Raw genomic sequence first — 17,762 nt, 5'->3', positions numbered from 1 at the left:
TGACGGTTTCAAGTCAGATGGCCCGGCACGCGGCCTTTAGCCACTCCTGCGCGGGTCCCTCGACCAATGGCCCGACCCTTTTCGCGACGGTGGCGTGATAGGCGTTCAGCCACTCGCGTTCGGCCGTGGTCAGCAGTTCGGGGTCGATCAGGCGAAGGTCGATGGGCACAAGGGTCAGCGTCTCGAAGGACAGCATCCGCGGCACGGTCTGGCCCGGAAGGGGGGGCGCCTCCTGCACGACGATCAGGTTCTCGATGCGGATGCCGAAAGCGCCCTCGCGGTAGAAGCCGGGTTCGTTCGACAGGATCATGCCCGGTTCCAGCGGCACGGTGCCGGTGCGGGCGATGCGCGCGGGGCCTTCGTGCACCGACAGGTAGGCGCCGACGCCGTGCCCGGTGCCGTGGCCATAGTCGAGCCCGGCCTCCCACAGGGCCAGGCGCGCGAACGGGTCGATGTCGCGCCCGGCGAGCCCCTCGGGGAAGCGCAGCCGCGAGAGGGCGATCACGCCCTTGAGGACGCGGGTAAAGGCGTCGCGTTCCGCGTCGCCCGCGGGGCCGATAGCGATGGTGCGGGTGATGTCGGTGGTGCCGTCCACGTATTGCCCGCCCGAGTCGACCAACAGCAATTCGCCCGAGGCCAGCGGCCGGTCTGTCGCCTCGGTCACCCGGTAATGCACGATCGCGCCGTCGGGGCCGCTGCCGGCGATGGTCTCGAAGCTGATGTCGCGCAGGGCATTGGTGGCGCGGCGTTCCTCTTCGAGCCGCTTGACCACTGCGATCTCGGTCAGGGTGCCGGGCGCCGTGGCGTCTAGCCAGGCGAGGAAACGGACCATCGCCGCGGCGTCGCGCAGATGGGCGGCGCGGGCGCCGTCCAGTTCCACAGTGTTTTTTCGCGCCTTGGGCAGAAGGCAGGGATCGGGTGCCTCGACAGGTTTGCCGGCCAGCGCGTCGGCCACCGCCACCGGGCACGAGGCCGGGTCGATCCGCACTGGCCCCTCCAGCGCGGCGACCGCGCCGGCGAAGGCGTCGGGGGCATGGCAGCGCACGCGTGCGCCCAGGTGGTCGCCCAGGTCGGTCAGCTTGGCCGGGTCCATGAACAGGTCGACCGTGGCATCCGCGTGCAGGATGGCAAAACCATGCGGCACCGGGTTGCGCGGGATGTCGCTGCCACGGATGTTCAGCAGCCAGGCGATGCTGTCGGGCAGGGTGAGGATCGCGCCGCGCGCCTTGCCCAGGTCGGCGGCAAGGCGCGCGATCTTGTCGCCATGCGCCTCGCCGGCGAGGTCGACGGGCTGGACGATGACCTTGCCGCAAGGCGGCGCGGGCTGGTCGGCCCAGATCCGGTCGACCAGGTTGGCGCAGCGGCGGATCTCGACGCCGTCCAGCTTGTCGGTCAGGCCGCGAAACTGTTCGACGCTGAGCAGCCATGGGTCGAAGCCCACGGCGCCAGAAGGCAGGGCCTGACCGATCCAGTCGGCCAGGCTGGTTTCCGGCCAGTCCACGGGCGTGAAGACATCGGCCACCTGGCGTTTCACCTGCACGCGATAGCGCCCGTCGACGAACACGCCCGCGCGGTCGCGCAGCGCCACGCACCAGCCCGCCGAACCGGTAAAGCCGGTGAGCCAGGACAGCCGCTCGTCGCGGGGGGCGACATATTCGCCCTGATGCGCGTCGGCGCGCGGGATGATGAACCCGTCGAGCCCCTCCCTGTCGAGTTCGGCGCGCAGCGCGGCGAGGCGCGCGGGGCCGGGTTGCGGCGAGGCGGTTTCGGTGAAGCGCTGGAACATGCCGGTCTCCTTTGGGGCGGACAATATCGCGCGGACCGCCCGTGGCAAGCGCCGGGATGCGAGGGGCCAGCCCCCCGCGCCCCCCGGAGTTCGTCGGGCAAGATGAAGGGGCGGCGGGTTCTCGATACCGTGGTGCGTTCACTCGGGAAGAAAGTCCAGCAGCAGCGCGAGGAAGTCTTCCCAGACCGGGTTGCCGGGCAGCGGCACGTGGTTTGCGGTTTCCAGGATGGCGAGTTCGGCGCCTGGAATGCCCATGGCCAGTTTCTGCGCCTGCGCCAGCGGGTGAACGGTGTCGTGGCGGCTGTGCAGGATCAGCGTAGGGCACGCGATGCGGGGGAGCACATCGGTCACGTCCGCGTCGTTCACCGCATCGCGGAAGCGCAGCATGTTTTCCGTCGGGCAGGCCCGGCGCATCAGCGCGACCATTTCCTCCGCCATTTGGAGCGGACCTTCGGGCAAGTAGAGCAGCGAGAAGGCCAGCGCGAAGCTGCTTTCCGGCTTGTTCCAGCCGTCTGCGATCAGGCCGCGAATTGTTTCGGTTCCGTGCGAATCTTCGCGCCGCGAGCGGCCTTGGGCGTAGCCGCCATTGATGACGAGCCGGGTGACGCGGTCGGGATACTGCGCGGCAAAGCGGATTGCCGTCAGGCAGCCGCCGCTTTGCGAAAACAGCGCGAAGCGGTCCAGCCCGGCGGCATCGGCGACGGCGCGCAGGTCTTCGGCTTCGCGGCCGAAATCGACATCTTTCAGGCTCAGGTCAGAGCGACCGGTGCCGATTGGATCATAGCGTAGAAGGCGATGCCTGGTCCCCAGTGCGTCGAAAAGCGGGCGGAAGGCGGCGCAGTGCCAGTCGAGTTCCACGTCGGTCTGGCTGTAGCCACAATAGACGACGGGCGGTCCATCGCCGTTCGCGGCCCAGGCCAGCGCCTCTCCCGAGTCGCTGTGCGTGTAGCGCAGGCGGGGCGTCGCCGTCCGGTTCGGGACCAGGGGGGGCGAAGCTGCGCTGGTCCCTGGCGTGACCGGGGCGACCATCTGCAACCCACGTCTGGCGACGGTGCGGATTACGGTCTGCGCCTTGCCGTCGTCGCCAACAGCCTTGCGGGCGGCGGCGATGCGGGCGGAAAAGGCCGACTCCGACACGATGCGGCCTTTCCAGACCGTCTCGATGATCTCGTCGCGCGTCACCACGCGTTCCGCGTTCTCTACCAGCAGGCGGATCAGGTCGAAGACCTGTGGTTCCACCGATACCGCCTGACCCTTGCGGTGCAGCGTCAGGGTCTCAGTGTCGAGGATGCAGTCGGCGAAGGCGTGGCGCATGTCAGCCATCCCCCCCTTGCGCGTTCTCGGAGAGGAAGGCGAGCAGGGTCTCGATGTAGTTCGGCCAGACGGCATTGCCGGGCAGGGGCACGTGGTTGGCGGTGTCCAGCACCACCAGCTGCGAGTCCGGGATGCCGGCGGCCAGCTTGCGCGCCTCGCCCAGCGGGTGCACGGCGTTGTCGCGGCCCTGGATGATCAAGGTCGGGCAGCGCACGCGGGGCAGGAACTCGGCGATGCTGTCGTTGTTCACCTTGTCCCGCATGTCAAGAATCATGGTCTCGGTTATTGCCACCTGCTCGAGCTTCGCCAGTTCGTGCAGCGCGTCCATCGGACCTTCGGGGAAGTAGCTCAGCTGGTAGGCCAGCGCGAGGCCGCTGCCGCGCGTCTTCCAGCCTTCCTCGATGAGGCCGCGGATCGGGTCGGGCGGCGGCGAAGGATCTCGCCGCGCCCGCCCGTCGACATAGCCGCCGACGAGCACCAGCTTGCTGATGCGTTCCGGGCAGAGGGCGGCGAGTCGCACGGCGATCTGCGAGGCGCCGGACTCGGCCATGAAGGCGAAGCGGTCCAGCCCCGCGGCATCCGCCACTGCCAGACAGTCGCCGACGAGGCGCATGAGTTCGAAGGATTCGGCGATCTCCTCGCTCAGCCCGAACCCCGCACCGTCGAAGCGCACCAGCCGGTGACGGGCCGAAACCGTCTCGATCACGGCGCGTTCGAGCGGAAAGGTCCATTGCTGCACGATATTGATGAAGGGCGCGCCGATGCGCAGCACCGGTGGACCCGTTCCGGTGGCGGTCCAGGCCAGGGTATGGCCCTCGCCGTTGCGGGTGTAGCGCACGTGCGGCGCGGCCGTGGTCCGAGGTGGTTGCGCCTGCGGCGCGGGCGGCGTGGCTGGCTCGGCTGCGTCGTGCACCTCCGCCACCATCTGCAGTCCGCGCCGCGCCACGGTGCGGATCACGGCCTGGGTCTTGCCGTCGTCTCCCACCGCCTTGCGCACCGCCGCGATGCGGGCGGAGATGGCGGACTCGGACACGATGCGGCCTTTCCAAACGGTCTCGACGATCTCGTCTCGGGTCACCACGCGTCCTGCGTTTTCGACCAGCAGGCGGAGCAGGTCAAAGACCTGCGGCTCCACGGGCACCGCGCTGCCTGCGCGAGTCAGCGTCAGGGTTTCCGTGTCCAGCAGGCAATCGGCGAAGGCGTGGCGCATCCTAGACCGCGCCCCCTATGTCGTCCTCGGCCAGGAACGCCAGCAGGGTTTCCAGGAACGGCTCGTAGACCGGAGTGCCGGGCAGGGGCATGTGGTTGCCGCTGTCCAGCACCACGAGTTCGGCCTGGGCGATGCCGGCGGCGAGTTTCTGCGCCTCCGACAGAGGGTGTACGGCGTCGTGGCGGGCATGAACGACCAGGGTCGGGCAGCGGACCCGTGATAGGTACTCGGCGATCGACCCGTTGTTCACCCATTCGCGCTTGGCTAGGGCAAACGCCTTGGGCGTCGAGGTCTGCATCATGTCGACCCAGGCCCGGACCGTTTCCAGCGGGCCATCGGGGAAGTAGCTGAGCAGGTATCCCGCGGCCAGGCCACCGCGCGGCGTGTCCCAGCCCTGTTCGATCATCGCGCGGATCGGTTCGGGCCCGTCGAAGCCGCCGCGGCGCAGGCGGCCGTCGACGTAGCCGCCCACGAGCACGAGGCGGCTGACGCGCTCGGGGTTCTGCGCGGCATAGGCGATCGCGCGGTGGGTTCCGCCGGACTCGGCATAGAGAGCGAAGCGGTCCATCCCGGCGGCATCGGCGACGAGGCCGATCTGCTGCGTAAGGCCGTCGAGGTCGATGCGCGCGCCCTCGCGGTCCGAACAGCCCACGCCCACCGCGTCGAAGCGCAGCAGGGTGTTGTGGGCCGAGATCGCGCCGAAGAAGTCCCGCAGCGCGTCGATCTTCAACTCGGCCTCGACGTTGGAGGCGACAACCGGGTTCGACCGGATGACCGGCGGTCCGCTGCCCGACAGCGCATAGGCGATCCGGTGCCCCTCAGGCGTCCGGCAATAGCGGATCCGTTGCAGCGCTGGCTGGGGCGCGACGGGGAGGGCGGCGGGCGGTTCGGACTGTTCCGAGACCGGAACCGTCAGTTGCAGCCCACGGCGCGCCACGGTTCGGATCACGGCCTGGGTCTTGCCGTCACAGCCCACCGCCTTGCGCGCGGCGGCGATGCGGGCAGAGATGGCAGACTCGGACACGATGCGGCCTTTCCAAACGGTCTCGACGATCTCGTCTCGGGTCACCACGCGTCCCGCGTTTTCGACCAGCAGGCGGAGCAGGTCAAAGACCTGTGGCTCCACGGGCACGGGTGTGCCCGCACGTGTGAGCGTCAGCGTTTCGGTGTCCAGCAGGCAATCGGCAAAGGCGTGGCGCATTCTCGATCATGCTCCCGGTTCGGCGTCATCGAGAAAGGCGAGCAAGGCGTCGATGTATCCTGGCCAGACGGCATTGCCGGGCATCGGCACATGGTTGGCGGTTTTCAGGATCACGAGTTCGGCATCCGGAATACCGGCGGCCAGCTTGCGCGCCTCGCTCAGCGGATGCACGGCGTTATCCCGGCCCTGCACGATCAGGGTAGGGCATTTCACTCGCGGCAGGAATTCGGCAACGCTGTCATGGTTCACGGCATCGCGGAGGCTCAGCATCTGGGCTTCGCTTGCGGCCGATTGCTCGGCCAGCACGACCTGCTGGATGTCTTCGATGGGGCCCTCGGGGAAATAGCTGAGCATGAAGGCCAGGGCGAGGCCGCCACCACTGGTTTTCCAGCCCTCTTCGATCAACCCGCGGATCGGATCCGGGGGTGACGGCTGGCCGCGCCGCGCGCGCCCGTCGACATAGCCGCCGACCATCACCAGCTTGTCGACGCGTTCCGGGTAAAGCGCGGCAAGCCGCACCGCGATCAGCGATGCGCCCGATTCAGCCATTAAGGAAAACCGGTCGATCCCGGCGGCGTCGGCCACGGCAATGCAATCGTCGACCATGCGCACGTGATCGATGGGCTCGTCCGTCGCCTCGCTCAATCCGAAGCCGACACCGTCGAGGTGAATCAGCCTGTGACTGGCCGAAAGGATCTCCATCAGGGTCCTTTCCGACGGCAGCATCCATTGATCGGAAACGTTGACCAGAGGTGCGCCGATCCTCAGGATGGGTGTCCCTGTTCCGCACATGGTCCAGGCAAGGATCTGTCCGGCGCCGTTGCGCGTGTACCGGACGCGCGGCGGGTCCTCGGTGCTGCGCTTCGCCGCGCCGTTGTCCTGTTCCGCCTGGCGGTCGCCCGGAGTTGTAGTCTTGAGAACGGGCACCACGCATTGCAGCCCGCGCCGCGCCACGGTGCGGATCACCGCCTGCGTCTTGCCGTCGTCGCCCAGTGCCTTGCGCGCGGCGGCGATGCGGGCGGAGATGGCCGACTCCGACACGACGCGGCCCTTCCAGACATGCTCCACGATTTCGTCACGCGTCACCACGCGGCCCGCGTTTTCCAACAGCAGGCGGATCAGGTCGAAGACCTGCGGCTCAACCGCCACTAGGCTGCCCGACCGCATCAACGTCAGGGTCTCGGTATCCAGCAGGCAATCGGCAAAGGCATGGCGCATGACGGCAAGTAAGCCCGGCGAAAGGGGTTTCCGCAAGCTTCGGATCGTTTCTCAGGGGTTTCCAAGGGAAAACACAGGAAGACCTTCAAGCGCGGCCTTCGCCGTTGCGCGAGGATGGGACATCAGCCAGAGGAGAGACCCGATGTTCACCCCCTTCGACACCGCCCACCTGACCCACACCGCCGACCGCCACGGTGCCGCCGATGCGGCCACGCGCGAGGCAAACCGCCAGCGCCGGGCCGCCCGCCGTGCCGCGTTCCACGCCTTCGTCGCGCAGGTCTTTGCCCAGGCGCCGCGTCACGCGGCCCCTGTCAAGCCCGTTACGACGCGCGTTTGATCCCCATGAAACGCGCCCGCGCCCGCGGGTCGCTGTCGAACAGCGCGGCCAGTTGTTCGGTCATCGCACCAGCCAGCTGTTCCACGTCGGTGATGGTCACGGCGCGGTCGTAATAGCGCGTCACGTCATGGCCGATGCCGATGGCCAGCAGTTCCACCTGCTTCTTGCGCTGCACCATGGCGATCACGTCGCGCAGGTGCTTTTCCAGGTAGTTCGCGGGGTTGACCGACAGGGTCGAGTCGTCCACCGGCGCGCCGTCCGAGATCACCATAAGGATCTTGCGCGCTTCGGGGCGGTGTATCATCCGGCGGTGTGCCCATTCCAGTGCCTCGCCGTCGATGTTTTCCTTCAGCAGGCCTTCCTTCATCATCAGGCCAAGGTTGTCGCGGGTCCGCCGCCAAGGTGAATCGGCCGACTTGTAGACGATGTGGCGCAGGTCGTTCAGGCGACCGGGCTGCTGTTCGCGGCCTGCGTTCAGCCAAGCCTCGCGCGACTGCCCGCCCTTCCAGGCGCGGGTCGTGAAGCCCAGGATCTCGACCTTGACCGAGCAGCGTTCCAGCGTCCGCGCCAACACGTCGGCGCAGATCGCCGCGATCGAGATCGGGCGGCCGCGCATAGAGCCGGAATTGTCCAGCAGCAGCGTCACCACCGTGTCGCGGAACTCGGTATCCTTCTCGACCTTGAAGGAGAGCGGCGTCGTGGGATTCGCCACCACGCGGGCAAGACGCCCGGCATCCAGGATGCCTTCCTCGAGGTCGAACTCCCAGCTGCGGTTCTGCTGCGCCTGGAGCCTGCGTTGCAGCTTGTTGGCGAGGCGCGACACCGCCCCTTTCAGCGGTTCCAGTTGCTGGTCCAGATAGGCGCGCAGGCGTTCCAGTTCGACCGGCTCGGCGAGGTCCTCGGCGGCGATTTCCTCGTCAAAATCGGTGATGTAGACCTTGTAGTCGGGGTCGGCCTCCGAGATTGGCTGCGGGGCGGGGGGCTCGAGCGGGGCCTCGCCCTCGGGCATCTCGACCTCGTCGCCGCTTTCCTGGTCTGCGGAATCCTCCATGCTGACCTGGGCCTGCGAGGGGTCCATCGTCTCGTCCTGGGACTGGTCGGGATTGGCGTCGGCCTCTTCGCCTTCCTCGTCGTCTTGGCCGGTGCTGTCTGGCTGCTGGTCATCCTCGGATTCGCCGCCGTCTTCCTCGGACTCGTCGTCCAGGTCGTCGGGATCGTCGCCCAGCTGATCGCCATAGCCGAGGTCGGTGATGATCTGGCGCGCGAACTTGGCAAAGGCGGTCTGGTCGGACAGCGTCCGGTCGAGATTCTCCAGCGTGCCGCTGGACTGTTCCTCCATGTAGCCGCGCCACAGCTCCATCACGTTGGCGGCATCTGCGGGCAGGTCGCGGCCGGTGGCGAGATGGCGGATCAGGTATCCGGCGGCCACGGGCAGCGGCGCCTGCGCCTTGTCACGGATCTGGCCATAGCCGCGGCGGGCGGCCTCGTGCGCGATCTTGGCGTCGATATTGCCCGAGGTGCCGGGCATGTCCCGGCCACCCATCGCCTCGCAGCGGGCGGTTTCCATCGCCTCGTAGAGTTCGCGCGCCATCTCGCCCTGCGGGGCGTAGCGGGCATGCACGCCGTTGTCGTGATAGCGGCGATAGAGCGCCAGCGCATCCGCCGTGCCGCGCGCCAGCATCACCTCGTCGCGGGTCATGCGGCGGCTGACCTGCGGCAGGCGCATCGAGTCGCCGGACACGCCCGAGGGATCGACCGTGTAGCTGACCGTCAACTCGCGGTCATCGGCCATGACCTTGGTCGCCTCGGCGAGCGCCTTCTTGAACGGGTCGGCCGGATTGTCGGATTGCTGTGCCATGCCACGTGCCTTGCTTGTCTCTTGCGCAAACTAGCCCCGACGCGCGGGATTGACCAGAGCCGCGCGGGGGGCTTGCCGTCCGGGCGATGGTAGAATGCCAGTCCCTGTCAGGGGTGACAGTTTTCCATGTTTTACAGAGGTTTGTCACGGGAAGCTCTGGCAACGATGCCAGTTGCGCGGTTTGCCGCGCGGGCTTGACCCTGAGACACGCGCTTTCATGCAGGTCTCCGATGCCGGGGATCGATCCGTCCGTCGCCGCGAATTTCGATTCCGCCAGTGTCGCGCCCAAAGTCACGCTGGTCTTCGACGGTAATGGCTATCTCTCGGATGGTGGACTCACATACCCGGCGCTGTCGGGCCATGACCAGGCCGGGCGCGACTCATGTCGACGCAATCAATTCCGCCGTCTGCACGCCGAACGGCGCCGCCTGTCACGACGCTCACGGCATTTTCCGGCACTGCCAGGTCCGGCGTGTTGGTCGATGCGGGCGGCGGGGATGACGTGGTCGTCACAGGTGCCGTCCGACTGGATGGCGGCTCGGTTGCCGACGTGCTGGTAGCCGCGGCGCTTGCGGGACACTCTACGGTGATCGATCTCGGTGCCTTAGACGGGATCACCCTGCGCGGCGTCAAGATGCGGGGCTTGTCGGCGGCGGATTTCGCCTGTGCCGCGGCTTAGCCCAACAGCAGCGTCCGGCAGGGGGCAAGCTGGTTGCGGGCCATCGCGCGGGCACGCCGCGCGGTGGCCGGATCGGTGCCCAGGTCAGCCTGTTGCAGCAGGTGGGCGAGTGCGTGTTTCGCCGCGATGCGCAGGTGCAGCAGGTCGGGCGCGTCGACCGCCGGATCGGGCATCGCGGCCTCCAGCAACGTGACGAAGGTGGCGCGCCGCATCTCGGCCTCGGAGCCGTCGCGGCCCATCAGCCATTCGTGTTCCATGACGGCGGACCAGCGCCCGGTGCAGGTGGCAAAACTGGTTGCGCGATCCTGCGGACCCTCGGCGAGGACCCCTGTCGCCAGGCAGGCCATGGCAACGATCGCGGCCAAGAATTTTTTTAGATCGCCCATGAATCCGACTTTAGGCACACAAATGTGCTAAAAATACGGGCGGTATGAAAACTTTTGAGCCGTATTGTCGAAACGGCCACAGCCTGTCACGGCAGCAGGCTCTCGCAGGCCAGCAGGCGTTGCGCCAGCGTCGCGGCGGCTAGCCGCGTGCGGCGGGCGTCGGACCCGTAGCGCGCGATGGACAAAAGCCGCGCGGTTTCCGTCCGCGCCTGCGCTCGGATCGCGCGCAGCGTCACGGCGGCGGGGCTGCTGTCGCTGGGAGAGGGGCCGACGGCCGCAAGCAGGTCGGTAAACCCCTGGTAGGCGGCGCGACTGTCGAGGCGCTGGCCCGGAACGGTCCAGCCCTCGTTGCGAAACGCGGCGAGACGGCCCGCGCAGGTGGCGAAGGCCACCGTCAGATCGTCGGGACGGGACGCCATGCCCGCATGCCCCGTCCGGGGAAGCAGCGCGGCGATCAGGGCTAACGCGAGGATATGTGCGGTCAGGCGTCCCATGCAGACAGGGTGCGCCTGCAAGGTTTACCAAGTCCTGACGGCACCGCGCGCGGCGGTTAAAGCTTTACCGATCTGGTGCGGCGAGGCTCAGCCCAGCGACAGGCTCGCCGCCGATTCCGGCAATTCCTCATCGAAGCAGCGTTGGTAGAATTCGGCCACGGTGGACCGTTCCAGTTCATCGCACTTGTTCAGGAACGACACCCGGAAGGCATAGCCCACGTTGCGGAAGATCTCGGCGTTCTGGGCCCAGGCGATGACCGTCCGGGGCGACATGACCGTCGACAGCTCGCCATTCATGAAGGCGCGGCGGCTGAAATCGGCCACGGTCACCATCTGGCGGATCGTCTTGCGGCCCTTTTCCGTATTGTAGTGGGGCGCCTTGGCCAGGACGATCGCGGTCTCGGCGTCGATCGACAGGTAGTTCAGTGTCGCCACCAGTGACCAGCGGTCCATCTGGCCCTGGTTGATCTGCTGCGTGCCGTGATAAAGGCCCGTCGTGTCGCCGAGGCCCACGGTATTCGCCGTGGCGAAGATGCGGAAATACTTGTGCGGGGTCAGGACGATGTTCTGGTCCAGCAGGGTCAGCTTGCCGTCGGTTTCCAGCACGCGCTGGATCACGAACATCACGTCGGCACGGCCGGCGTCGTATTCGTCGAAGACGATGGCGCAGGGGTTGCGCAGCGCCCAGGGCAGGATCCCTTCCTGGAATTGCGTGACCTGCTTGCCGTCCACCAGCTTGATCGCGTCCTTGCCGATCAGGTCGATCCGGCTGATATGGCTGTCGAGGTTCACCCGCACTGCCGGCCAGTTCAGCCGCGCCGCGACCTGTTCGATATGGGTCGATTTGCCGGTGCCGTGATAGCCTTGGATCATCACGCGACGGTTGTTGCGGAAGCCCGCCAGAATCGCCAGCGTCGTGTCGGGGTCGAACTTGTAGGTCGAATCGAGATCCGGAACCCGGTCCGTGCGGTCTGGAAATCCGTGAACGATCATGTCGCTGTCGATTCCGAAGACCTCGCGCACCGAGATCTCTTCGGTCGGTTTCGCGTTGATATCGATCGTCCCGTCGGCCATGCTGCACCCATCCTCATCCGGTTATCCTGCGCTTGGTGCAACATAACGCGGAGAGGGGCAAGGGGAAGCGCGCCGGGGAAGCCATCCGTGACACCGCAGGACGAGATAGAGTCCCTGATCGCGCGCGTCTCGATGGGGGACCGCAAGGCGTTCCGTGCCCTCTATGCGCGGACCGGGGCGAAACTTTATGGCGTCTGCCTGCGTGTCTTGTCCGACGAGGCCGCCGCCGAGGATGTCTTGCAGGAGGTGTTCCTGCGCATCTGGAACCGCGCCGGCCAGTATCGCGCCAACGGATATTCGCCGATGACCTGGCTCATCACCATCTCGCGCAACGCCGCCATCGACCGCCTGCGCCGGCTGCGCGCGCAGGGCGGGGCGGCGCCGCTGGACGCGGCCGACCTGATCGCCGATCCCGGCCCCGGTCCTGAAGCCCAGGCGGTGGCCAGCGACATGGCGCGGATGCTGGACCTGTGTCTGCGCGAATTGCCGCCCGACCGCGCCGGCATGGTGCGCGGCGCCTACCTTGACGGGCTGAGCTATGCCGAGATCGCCGAGGCGTCGGGAACCCCGCTCAACACCGTGCGGACCTGGCTGCGGCGCAGTCTGATGCAGCTGAGGGAGTGCCTGAGCCGATGACCGATCCGCAAGACACCGATCTGTCCGGCGGCTGGGAGGCGATGGCCGCGGAATATGTCCTGGGCCTGCTGTCCAAGGACGAGGTCCGCGCCTTCGAGCGCCAGATGGCGACCGATCCGGACCTCGAACAGGACGTCGCCGCCTGGACCGAGTATTTCGCCACCATGACCGACGACCTGCCCGAGGTTGCGCCGCCGCCACAGGTGCTGAACCGGATCGAGCAGCGTCTGTTCTCGACGCCGCGACCGTCGATCTGGCGGCAATTGATGCCCTACCTGGGCGGTGCGGTCGCCGCGGCGCTGCTGGCCTGGGTGGTGGTGGGCACCGACCTGCTGGGCCCGACCCGGCCGCATCTCTATGCCGATCTCGTGGCCGACGAGCAGGGCTATCGGCTGCTGGCGCATTGGGCACCCGACAGCCAGACCTTCATGTTGCGGCGCGATGCCGGAGGGGTGCCGCAGGACGCGGCGCTGGAAATCTGGCTGATCGCCGATGCGGGCGCCGCACCCGTCTCGGTCGGGCTGATGACGCCCGACACGCTGACGCAAATCCCGGTGCCCGAGGCCCTGGTGCCGTTGATGACCGACGGTGCGACGGTGGCGATCTCGCTCGAGCCGCCGGGCGGCTCCCCCACCGGCCAGCCCACCGGGCCGGTGCTGGCGCTGGGCACTTTGGCGGTTCGGGGCTGATCGGTCACGACCGCGTGAGCCTTTGAAATGTGGCGAAACTGTCTGAAACGGGGCTGCGTGTCTTCCTGTGACCTTGCCGGGACGGCGAGGGAAACAACATCAGGAGAGACCGACATGAACCGCTTTACTTCCATGACGACCGCCACCCTGCTTGCCCTCGCCGCAGGCACGGCCAGCGCCCAGATGCAGAACCCGATGGTCGGCGGCGCGCCGATGTTCGCCAACAAGACGATCGTCGAGAACGCCGTGAACTCGGCCGATCACAAGACGCTGGTCGCCGCCGTTCAGCAGGCCGGGCTGGTCGACACGCTGAATTCGGCCGGGCCCTTCACCGTCTTCGCGCCGACCGACGCCGCCTTTGGCCGGATCTCCGAATCCAGCCTCAACGCGCTGATGATGGACCAGAACAAGGCGCAGCTGGCCACGATCCTCGCCTGCCACGTGGTCGCGGCCAACGCCATGTCCGACGTCATCGCGGGCATGATTGCCGACTCGGGCGGCACGCATTCCGTGCAGACCGTGGGCGGCTGCACCTTGCAGGCCTCGATGAAGGGCAACGACCTTGTCCTGACCGACGAGAACGGCCGCGAGGCGCGCGTGACCATCGCAGACGTGCGCCAGTCGAACGGCGTGATCCACGTCATCGACCGGGTTCTTCTGCCGTCGCAGTAAGAGCGGCCAGACTGGTGCGCGCAGGATCCCCGAACCAACGCGCGCCCCGCGATTGCGCGGGCCCCTGGCGGCTCGCGCAATCGTGCAGAGCCCGGACTTGGCAGGCTCGTCCTGCCGGATCATGCTGACAATCAAGGAGGACAGACCATGCAAAGACGCAGTTTCCTGGGCATCGCCGCCGCCGCGCTGGGCCTTGCCTCGCAGGGGCGGGCGGCTGGCGGCACGTTCCCGCTGACCCGGACCGAGGCGGAGTGGCGCGCCATGCTGAGCGACGCCGAATACCACGTCATGCGCGACCACGGCACCGAACGCGCTTTTTCCTCGCCGCTGGACAAGAACACGCGCGCGGGCACCTATCACTGCCGCGGCTGCGACCAGGCGCTGTATTCCTCGGCGCACAAATATGACAGCGGCACCGGCTGGCCCAGTTTCTGGCAGCCGATCCGGGCCGACGCCATCGGCACGCAGGCCGACCGCTCTTTCTTCATGACGCGGACCGAATGCCACTGCTCGAATTGCGGCTCGCACCTGGGCCACATCTTTGACGATGGCCCGCAGCCTACCGGCCTGCGGCACTGCCTCAACGGTGTCTCGCTGACTTTCCGCGCGGCCTGACACGGGTGAACGGCACAGACGAAAAAGCGCCCGTGGTCTCCCTCGGGCGCTTTTTCCATGTCTCGCGCGGCCTCACTTGAACGAGCGCGAGTCCTTGATCTGGTCCCAGGCCCAGACGACCTGTTGCAGCTGGTCTTCCTGGCTGCGGTCGCCGCCGTTCATGTCGGGGTGCAGCACCTTGATCAGCGACTTGTAGATCTTGCGCAACTCGGCCTTGGTCAGCGTGTCCTCGGCCTCGAGGATCTCGAGCGCCTTGCGCTCGGTCGGCGGAAGCTTGCGCGTGCCGCCCGCCTTCTTGCCCGGGTTGCGCGTCGCATTGTCGCCCAGCACCTGATGCGGGTCCTCGATGCCCAGCCGCGCCCAGGCTTTGGCCTCGGGGTCGCGCCAGTCCTTCGTGCGCCGCTCCCAGACCTTGTCCGACGAGGTCTGGGCGTTCATCTCTGCCTCGGTCTTGCCCTCGTAGAAGTTCCACTTGGCGTTGTATTCGCGCACGTGGTCCTTGCAGAACCAGAAGAAATCATCCAGCACGTCCGGGGCCTTGGGCGCGCGGAACTTGCCCGGTTCCTCGCAGCCGTCATGGTCGCAGAGGCGGGTCGATGTTTCCTGTTCACCGGACATCCCACGCCGTCCGCGCGGGTTCTTCTTCTTCGACGACCTGACGGACATGTCGAAACCGAAGGGGTCTGGTCTGCTCATGGCTCACCTCTTTTCGACTCGGACGCCAGAGTTTAGACGAAACGCGTCAGACTTACAGGGGGCAGGAGAGCAAAAATGTCGAGAGCGGATCAGATCGAGGCGCGCCTTAGGGCGGCGTTCACCGTGCACGAGTTGAGCGTGCGGGACGACAGCGAGAGCCATCGCGGCCATGCCGGGTATCAGGACGGCGGCGAAAGCCATTTCCACGTGATGCTGCGCAGCCCGGACTTTGCCGGTCAATCGCGCATCGCACGGCACCGTGCTGTGCACCAGGCACTGGGTGCCGACCTGGTGGCGCAGATCCACGCGCTGGCGCTGGACCTGGACACCTGAGCGTCAGTCCTGGCCGGTTGCCTGCCGCGCCCGCGCGCGCAGGATGCCGGGCAGGGGCGTGTTCGTGTCCTGCCCGTCCGGGGTCGTGTCCTCGGCAGTGTCGAGATCGTCGCCCTCATCGGTCCTGGGTGCTGTCAGCATGCGGGGCGGGGTTGGCGCGTCGGCCTGCGCCGCAGTTCCGCGTCGGAACACCAGCAGGTTGCGCCAGACCGTCTGCGTCTGGGTCAGGCCCGAGCGTTCCTCGGATGGCAGCGTGTCGCAGCGCAGGTATTCCCAGCCCTCGGCGGCCAGTGTGTTGATCTGCGCCTCGATCGTGAGGGCAAAGCGGTCCTCGGCGGTCCGGGCGCCCTTGCGCTTGGCGCCGCGGGCCGGTGCGGGGACGACCTTGTATTCATAGGGCATGGGTTGGCTCCTCGCGGCGCGAATGTGCGGAAACGCAGGATACAGCAGGCGTCGGGATGGTCCAGAGTGGCGACGCCCGAAAGGGGACAAGGAAAACGGGGCGGCCCCTGCGGAGCCGCCCCGGTGATTTCTGAACAAACGGATAAAAACCCCCTGTTCAATCTGATTGCTTGTGCCTCGACCAACAAGGAGGCTGCCGCCCAATACAATGACGGTAACAAAATATTAACATTTTTCGTGACGTGGCGGAAGTATGGGAAACCATACGTCGCGAGAATCGCATGAAAGCGCTTTGACGTGGCTAAGTCTGCACGTTTCGGCGGAAAATCGCCTTTGAGCCCGAAGTAAGCCGAAAGTCGTGTTTGCCGTCGTCGATGCTATGTGCCGCCAGACTGGCGAATCACCGGCGGTCGAGCGGGTGGCGTTTACGCGGCTCGGCGCGCTGAGCGACTCGCTGGCGCGCCGGCGTGCCGCGCTTGGCAGCAAGAGCGGCGAGCAGGCCAAGAAGGGCGGCGGCGGCGATGACAATCATGGACAAGCCTTTCGGTTTCCTGATCCTAATGTAATGGCGCCGCGACAGAGTTCAATCCGGCAATACGCGAAGTCCGCGGTCACAGTCCCAGCTTCGAGGCGACCAGGTCATTCACCGCCTTCGGGTTGGCTTTGCCGCCGGTCGCCTTCATCACCTGGCCCACGAACCAGCCCGCGAGTTTCGGGTTGGCCTTGGCCTTTTCGACCTGCGCGGGGTTGGCGGCGATGATCTCGTCCACCGCGGCCTCGATGGCGTCGGTGTCGGTGACCTGCTTCATGCCGCGGTCCTCGACGATTTTCTCGGGGTCGCCGCCCTCGGTATAGACGATCTCGAACAGGTCCTTGGCGATCTTGCCGCTGATGGCGTCAGACTTGATCAGGCGGATGATGCCGGCCAGCTGGTCGGGATCGACCGGGCTGTCGGTGATGTCGCGGTCGTCCTTCTTGAGACGGCCGAAGAGTTCGTTGATGACCCAGTTCGCCGCCAGCTTGCCGTCTCCGGCGCCCGCCGCGACTTTTTCGAAATAGTCGGCGTTGATGACTTCAGCGGTCAGCACGCCCGCGTCATATTCGGACAGGCCGAATTCGGTGACGAAACGGGCCTTCTTCTGGTCCGGCAGTTCCGGCAGCGAGGCCTTGATGTCGTCGACCCAGCCCTGCTCGATCTCCAGCGGCAGGAGGTCGGGGCAGGGGAAGTAGCGGTAGTCGTGCGCCTCTTCCTTGGACCGCATGCTGCGAGTCTCACCCTTGTCGGGGTCATACAGACGGGTTTCCTGATCGACCTTGCCGCCGGCCTCGAGGATTGCGATCTGGCGCCGCGCCTCGTAGTCGATGGCTTGCTGGATGAAGCGCATCGAGTTCATGTTCTTGATCTCGCAGCGCGTGCCGAGATGGCTGAAATCCTGCGTCGCCTGGTATTTCTCGTACTGGCCCGGCAGGCAGACCGAGACGTTGACGTCCGCGCGCAGGTTGCCGTTCTGCATGTTGCCGTCGCAGGTGCCGAGATAGCGCAGGATCTGGCGGAGCTTGGCGATGTAGGCGGCAGCCTCTTCGGGACCGCGGATGTCGGGGCGGCTGACGATCTCCATCAGCGCCACGCCGGTGCGGTTGAGGTCGACGAAGGACATGTTCGGGTCCATGTCGTGAATCGACTTGCCCGCGTCCTGTTCGACGTGGATGCGCTCGATGCGCACGAGGCGGGCGATGCCCGGCTCCATGTCCACCAGGATTTCGCCCTCGCCCACCAGCGGGTGATACAGTTGCGAAATCTGGTAGCCCTGCGGCAGGTCGGGGTAGAAGTAGTTCTTGCGGTCGAAGGCCGAGGTCAGGTTGATCTTAGCCTTCAGGCCCAGCCCGGTGCGCACTGCCTGTTCGATGCAGTATTCGTTGATGACCGGCAACATGCCCGGCATCGCCGCGTCGATGAAAGACACGTTCGAGTTTGGCTCGGCGCCGAATTTCGTGGATGCGCCCGAGAACAGCTTGGCCTGAGAGGCCACCTGCGCGTGCACCTCCATCCCGATCACCAGTTCCCAATCATGCTTTGCGCCCGCGATCACCTTGGGCTTGGGCGTCTCATAGGTCAGGTCCAGCATGGCCGCTCCGCTCTTGTCCGATTGGGCGTCGGTCTA

At 66.7% G+C, this 17,762-nt stretch carries 20 protein-coding genes; 7 read left to right on the top strand and 13 right to left on the bottom strand.

All coding sequences use genetic code 11. The annotated features are described in order from the left end of the window. Positions 1 to 13: 13 nt before the first annotated feature. From KB874_RS03465 to KB874_RS03445, 5 genes are all read right to left on the bottom strand, one after another. Entirely contained in the window at positions 14 to 1,786 is a 1,773-nt protein-coding gene (locus KB874_RS03465; protein ID WP_212535138.1) for an aminopeptidase P family protein, read from the bottom strand. 138 nt (positions 1,787 to 1,924) lie between these two features. Next, positions 1,925 to 3,100, bottom strand: a complete 1,176-nt coding sequence (locus tag KB874_RS03460) for an alpha/beta hydrolase (protein WP_212535137.1) — start codon at positions 3,098 to 3,100, stop codon at positions 1,925 to 1,927. 1 nt (position 3,101) lies between these two features. Then, positions 3,102 to 4,310 carry an alpha/beta hydrolase gene (locus tag KB874_RS03455; protein ID WP_212535136.1) on the bottom strand — a complete coding sequence of 403 codons (1,209 nt, stop codon included), beginning with the start codon at positions 4,308 to 4,310 and terminating at the stop codon, positions 3,102 to 3,104. 1 nt (position 4,311) lies between these two features. Continuing rightward, positions 4,312 to 5,511, bottom strand: coding sequence for an alpha/beta hydrolase (locus KB874_RS03450; RefSeq protein WP_212535135.1), 1,200 nt, complete (start codon positions 5,509 to 5,511; stop codon positions 4,312 to 4,314). A gap of 6 nt (positions 5,512 to 5,517) precedes the next feature. Then, positions 5,518 to 6,678 (bottom strand): alpha/beta hydrolase, encoded by a 1,161-nt coding sequence (locus KB874_RS03445; RefSeq protein ID WP_283053766.1) that lies wholly within the window; start codon positions 6,676 to 6,678, stop codon positions 5,518 to 5,520. 193 nt (positions 6,679 to 6,871) lie between these two features. Between KB874_RS03445 and KB874_RS03440 the strand changes: the two genes are divergently transcribed. Continuing rightward, positions 6,872 to 7,066 (top strand): hypothetical protein, encoded by a 195-nt coding sequence (locus tag KB874_RS03440; protein WP_212535133.1) that lies wholly within the window; start codon positions 6,872 to 6,874, stop codon positions 7,064 to 7,066. Here KB874_RS03440 and cobT read toward each other — a convergent pair. Beyond that, a complete protein-coding gene (gene cobT / locus KB874_RS03435) occupies positions 7,050 to 8,924 on the bottom strand; it encodes a cobaltochelatase subunit CobT (RefSeq protein WP_212535132.1) in 1,875 nt (624 codons plus the stop codon). The two genes, KB874_RS03440 and cobT, sit on opposite strands and share 17 nt — an antisense overlap. Before the next feature lie 472 nt (positions 8,925 to 9,396). Between cobT and KB874_RS03430 the strand changes: the two genes are divergently transcribed. After that, positions 9,397 to 9,603: a hypothetical protein gene (locus tag KB874_RS03430; RefSeq protein WP_212535131.1), complete on the top strand. Its 207-nt coding sequence runs from the start codon at positions 9,397 to 9,399 to the stop codon at positions 9,601 to 9,603. Here the strand turns inward: KB874_RS03430 and KB874_RS03425 are convergent. The 3 genes from KB874_RS03425 to cobS form a co-directional block, all read right to left on the bottom strand. Next, positions 9,600 to 9,968 (bottom strand): hypothetical protein, encoded by a 369-nt coding sequence (locus KB874_RS03425; RefSeq protein WP_212535130.1) that lies wholly within the window; start codon positions 9,966 to 9,968, stop codon positions 9,600 to 9,602. The two genes, KB874_RS03430 and KB874_RS03425, sit on opposite strands and share 4 nt — an antisense overlap. A 107-nt stretch (positions 9,969 to 10,075) precedes the next feature. Further along, a complete protein-coding gene (locus KB874_RS03420) occupies positions 10,076 to 10,483 on the bottom strand; it encodes a hypothetical protein (RefSeq protein ID WP_212535129.1) in 408 nt (135 codons plus the stop codon). An 87-nt stretch (positions 10,484 to 10,570) separates the two neighbouring features. Beyond that, entirely contained in the window at positions 10,571 to 11,557 is a 987-nt protein-coding gene (gene cobS / locus KB874_RS03415; protein ID WP_212535128.1) for a cobaltochelatase subunit CobS, read from the bottom strand. 87 nt (positions 11,558 to 11,644) lie between these two features. Between cobS and KB874_RS03410 the strand changes: the two genes are divergently transcribed. The 4 genes from KB874_RS03410 (at position 11,645) to msrB (ending at position 14,169) form a co-directional block, all read left to right on the top strand. Beyond that, positions 11,645 to 12,193 (top strand): sigma-70 family RNA polymerase sigma factor, encoded by a 549-nt coding sequence (locus KB874_RS03410; RefSeq protein WP_346346499.1) that lies wholly within the window; start codon positions 11,645 to 11,647, stop codon positions 12,191 to 12,193. Beyond that, positions 12,190 to 12,882 carry an anti-sigma factor gene (locus KB874_RS03405; RefSeq protein WP_212535127.1) on the top strand — a complete coding sequence of 231 codons (693 nt, stop codon included), beginning with the start codon at positions 12,190 to 12,192 and terminating at the stop codon, positions 12,880 to 12,882. The genes KB874_RS03410 and KB874_RS03405 overlap by 4 nt, the downstream gene beginning before the upstream one ends. A 114-nt stretch (positions 12,883 to 12,996) precedes the next feature. After that, on the top strand, positions 12,997 to 13,554 hold the full coding sequence (locus tag KB874_RS03400; RefSeq protein ID WP_428849223.1) for a fasciclin domain-containing protein: 558 nt from the start codon (positions 12,997 to 12,999) through the stop codon (positions 13,552 to 13,554). Between the two features lie 147 nt (positions 13,555 to 13,701). Further along, a complete protein-coding gene (msrB, locus tag KB874_RS03395; protein ID WP_212535126.1) occupies positions 13,702 to 14,169 on the top strand; it encodes a peptide-methionine (R)-S-oxide reductase MsrB in 468 nt (155 codons plus the stop codon). Positions 14,170 to 14,241: 72 nt separating this feature from the next. Here msrB and KB874_RS03390 read toward each other — a convergent pair whose 3' ends face one another. Continuing rightward, the gene (locus KB874_RS03390; protein ID WP_212535125.1) at positions 14,242 to 14,865 is read right to left on the bottom strand and encodes a J domain-containing protein; all 624 of its coding nucleotides are present in this window, start codon (positions 14,863 to 14,865) and stop codon (positions 14,242 to 14,244) included. A 75-nt stretch (positions 14,866 to 14,940) separates the two neighbouring features. On the opposite strand from KB874_RS03390, the gene KB874_RS03385 reads away from it, so the two are divergent. Further along, positions 14,941 to 15,198, top strand: a complete 258-nt coding sequence (locus KB874_RS03385; RefSeq protein WP_212535124.1) for a BolA family protein — start codon at positions 14,941 to 14,943, stop codon at positions 15,196 to 15,198. Positions 15,199 to 15,201: 3 nt separating this feature from the next. Here KB874_RS03385 and KB874_RS03380 read toward each other — a convergent pair whose 3' ends face one another. From KB874_RS03380 to gatB, 3 genes are all read right to left on the bottom strand, one after another. Continuing rightward, on the bottom strand, positions 15,202 to 15,600 hold the full coding sequence (locus KB874_RS03380; RefSeq protein WP_212535123.1) for a DUF4177 domain-containing protein: 399 nt from the start codon (positions 15,598 to 15,600) through the stop codon (positions 15,202 to 15,204). 400 nt (positions 15,601 to 16,000) lie between these two features. Continuing rightward, the gene (locus KB874_RS23105) at positions 16,001 to 16,132 is read right to left on the bottom strand and encodes a hypothetical protein (RefSeq protein WP_283053647.1); all 132 of its coding nucleotides are present in this window, start codon (positions 16,130 to 16,132) and stop codon (positions 16,001 to 16,003) included. Between the two features lie 79 nt (positions 16,133 to 16,211). Then, positions 16,212 to 17,726: an Asp-tRNA(Asn)/Glu-tRNA(Gln) amidotransferase subunit GatB gene (gatB, locus tag KB874_RS03375; RefSeq protein ID WP_212535122.1), complete on the bottom strand. Its 1,515-nt coding sequence runs from the start codon at positions 17,724 to 17,726 to the stop codon at positions 16,212 to 16,214. Positions 17,727 to 17,762: the final 36 nt, after the last annotated feature.

This window comes from Thetidibacter halocola (assembly GCF_018224955.1).
Lineage (GTDB): Bacteria > Pseudomonadota > Alphaproteobacteria > Rhodobacterales > Rhodobacteraceae > Thetidibacter > Thetidibacter halocola.
The sequence above is the reverse complement of the archived record's forward strand: the minus strand, read 5'-3'. Positions and strand labels throughout refer to the sequence as shown.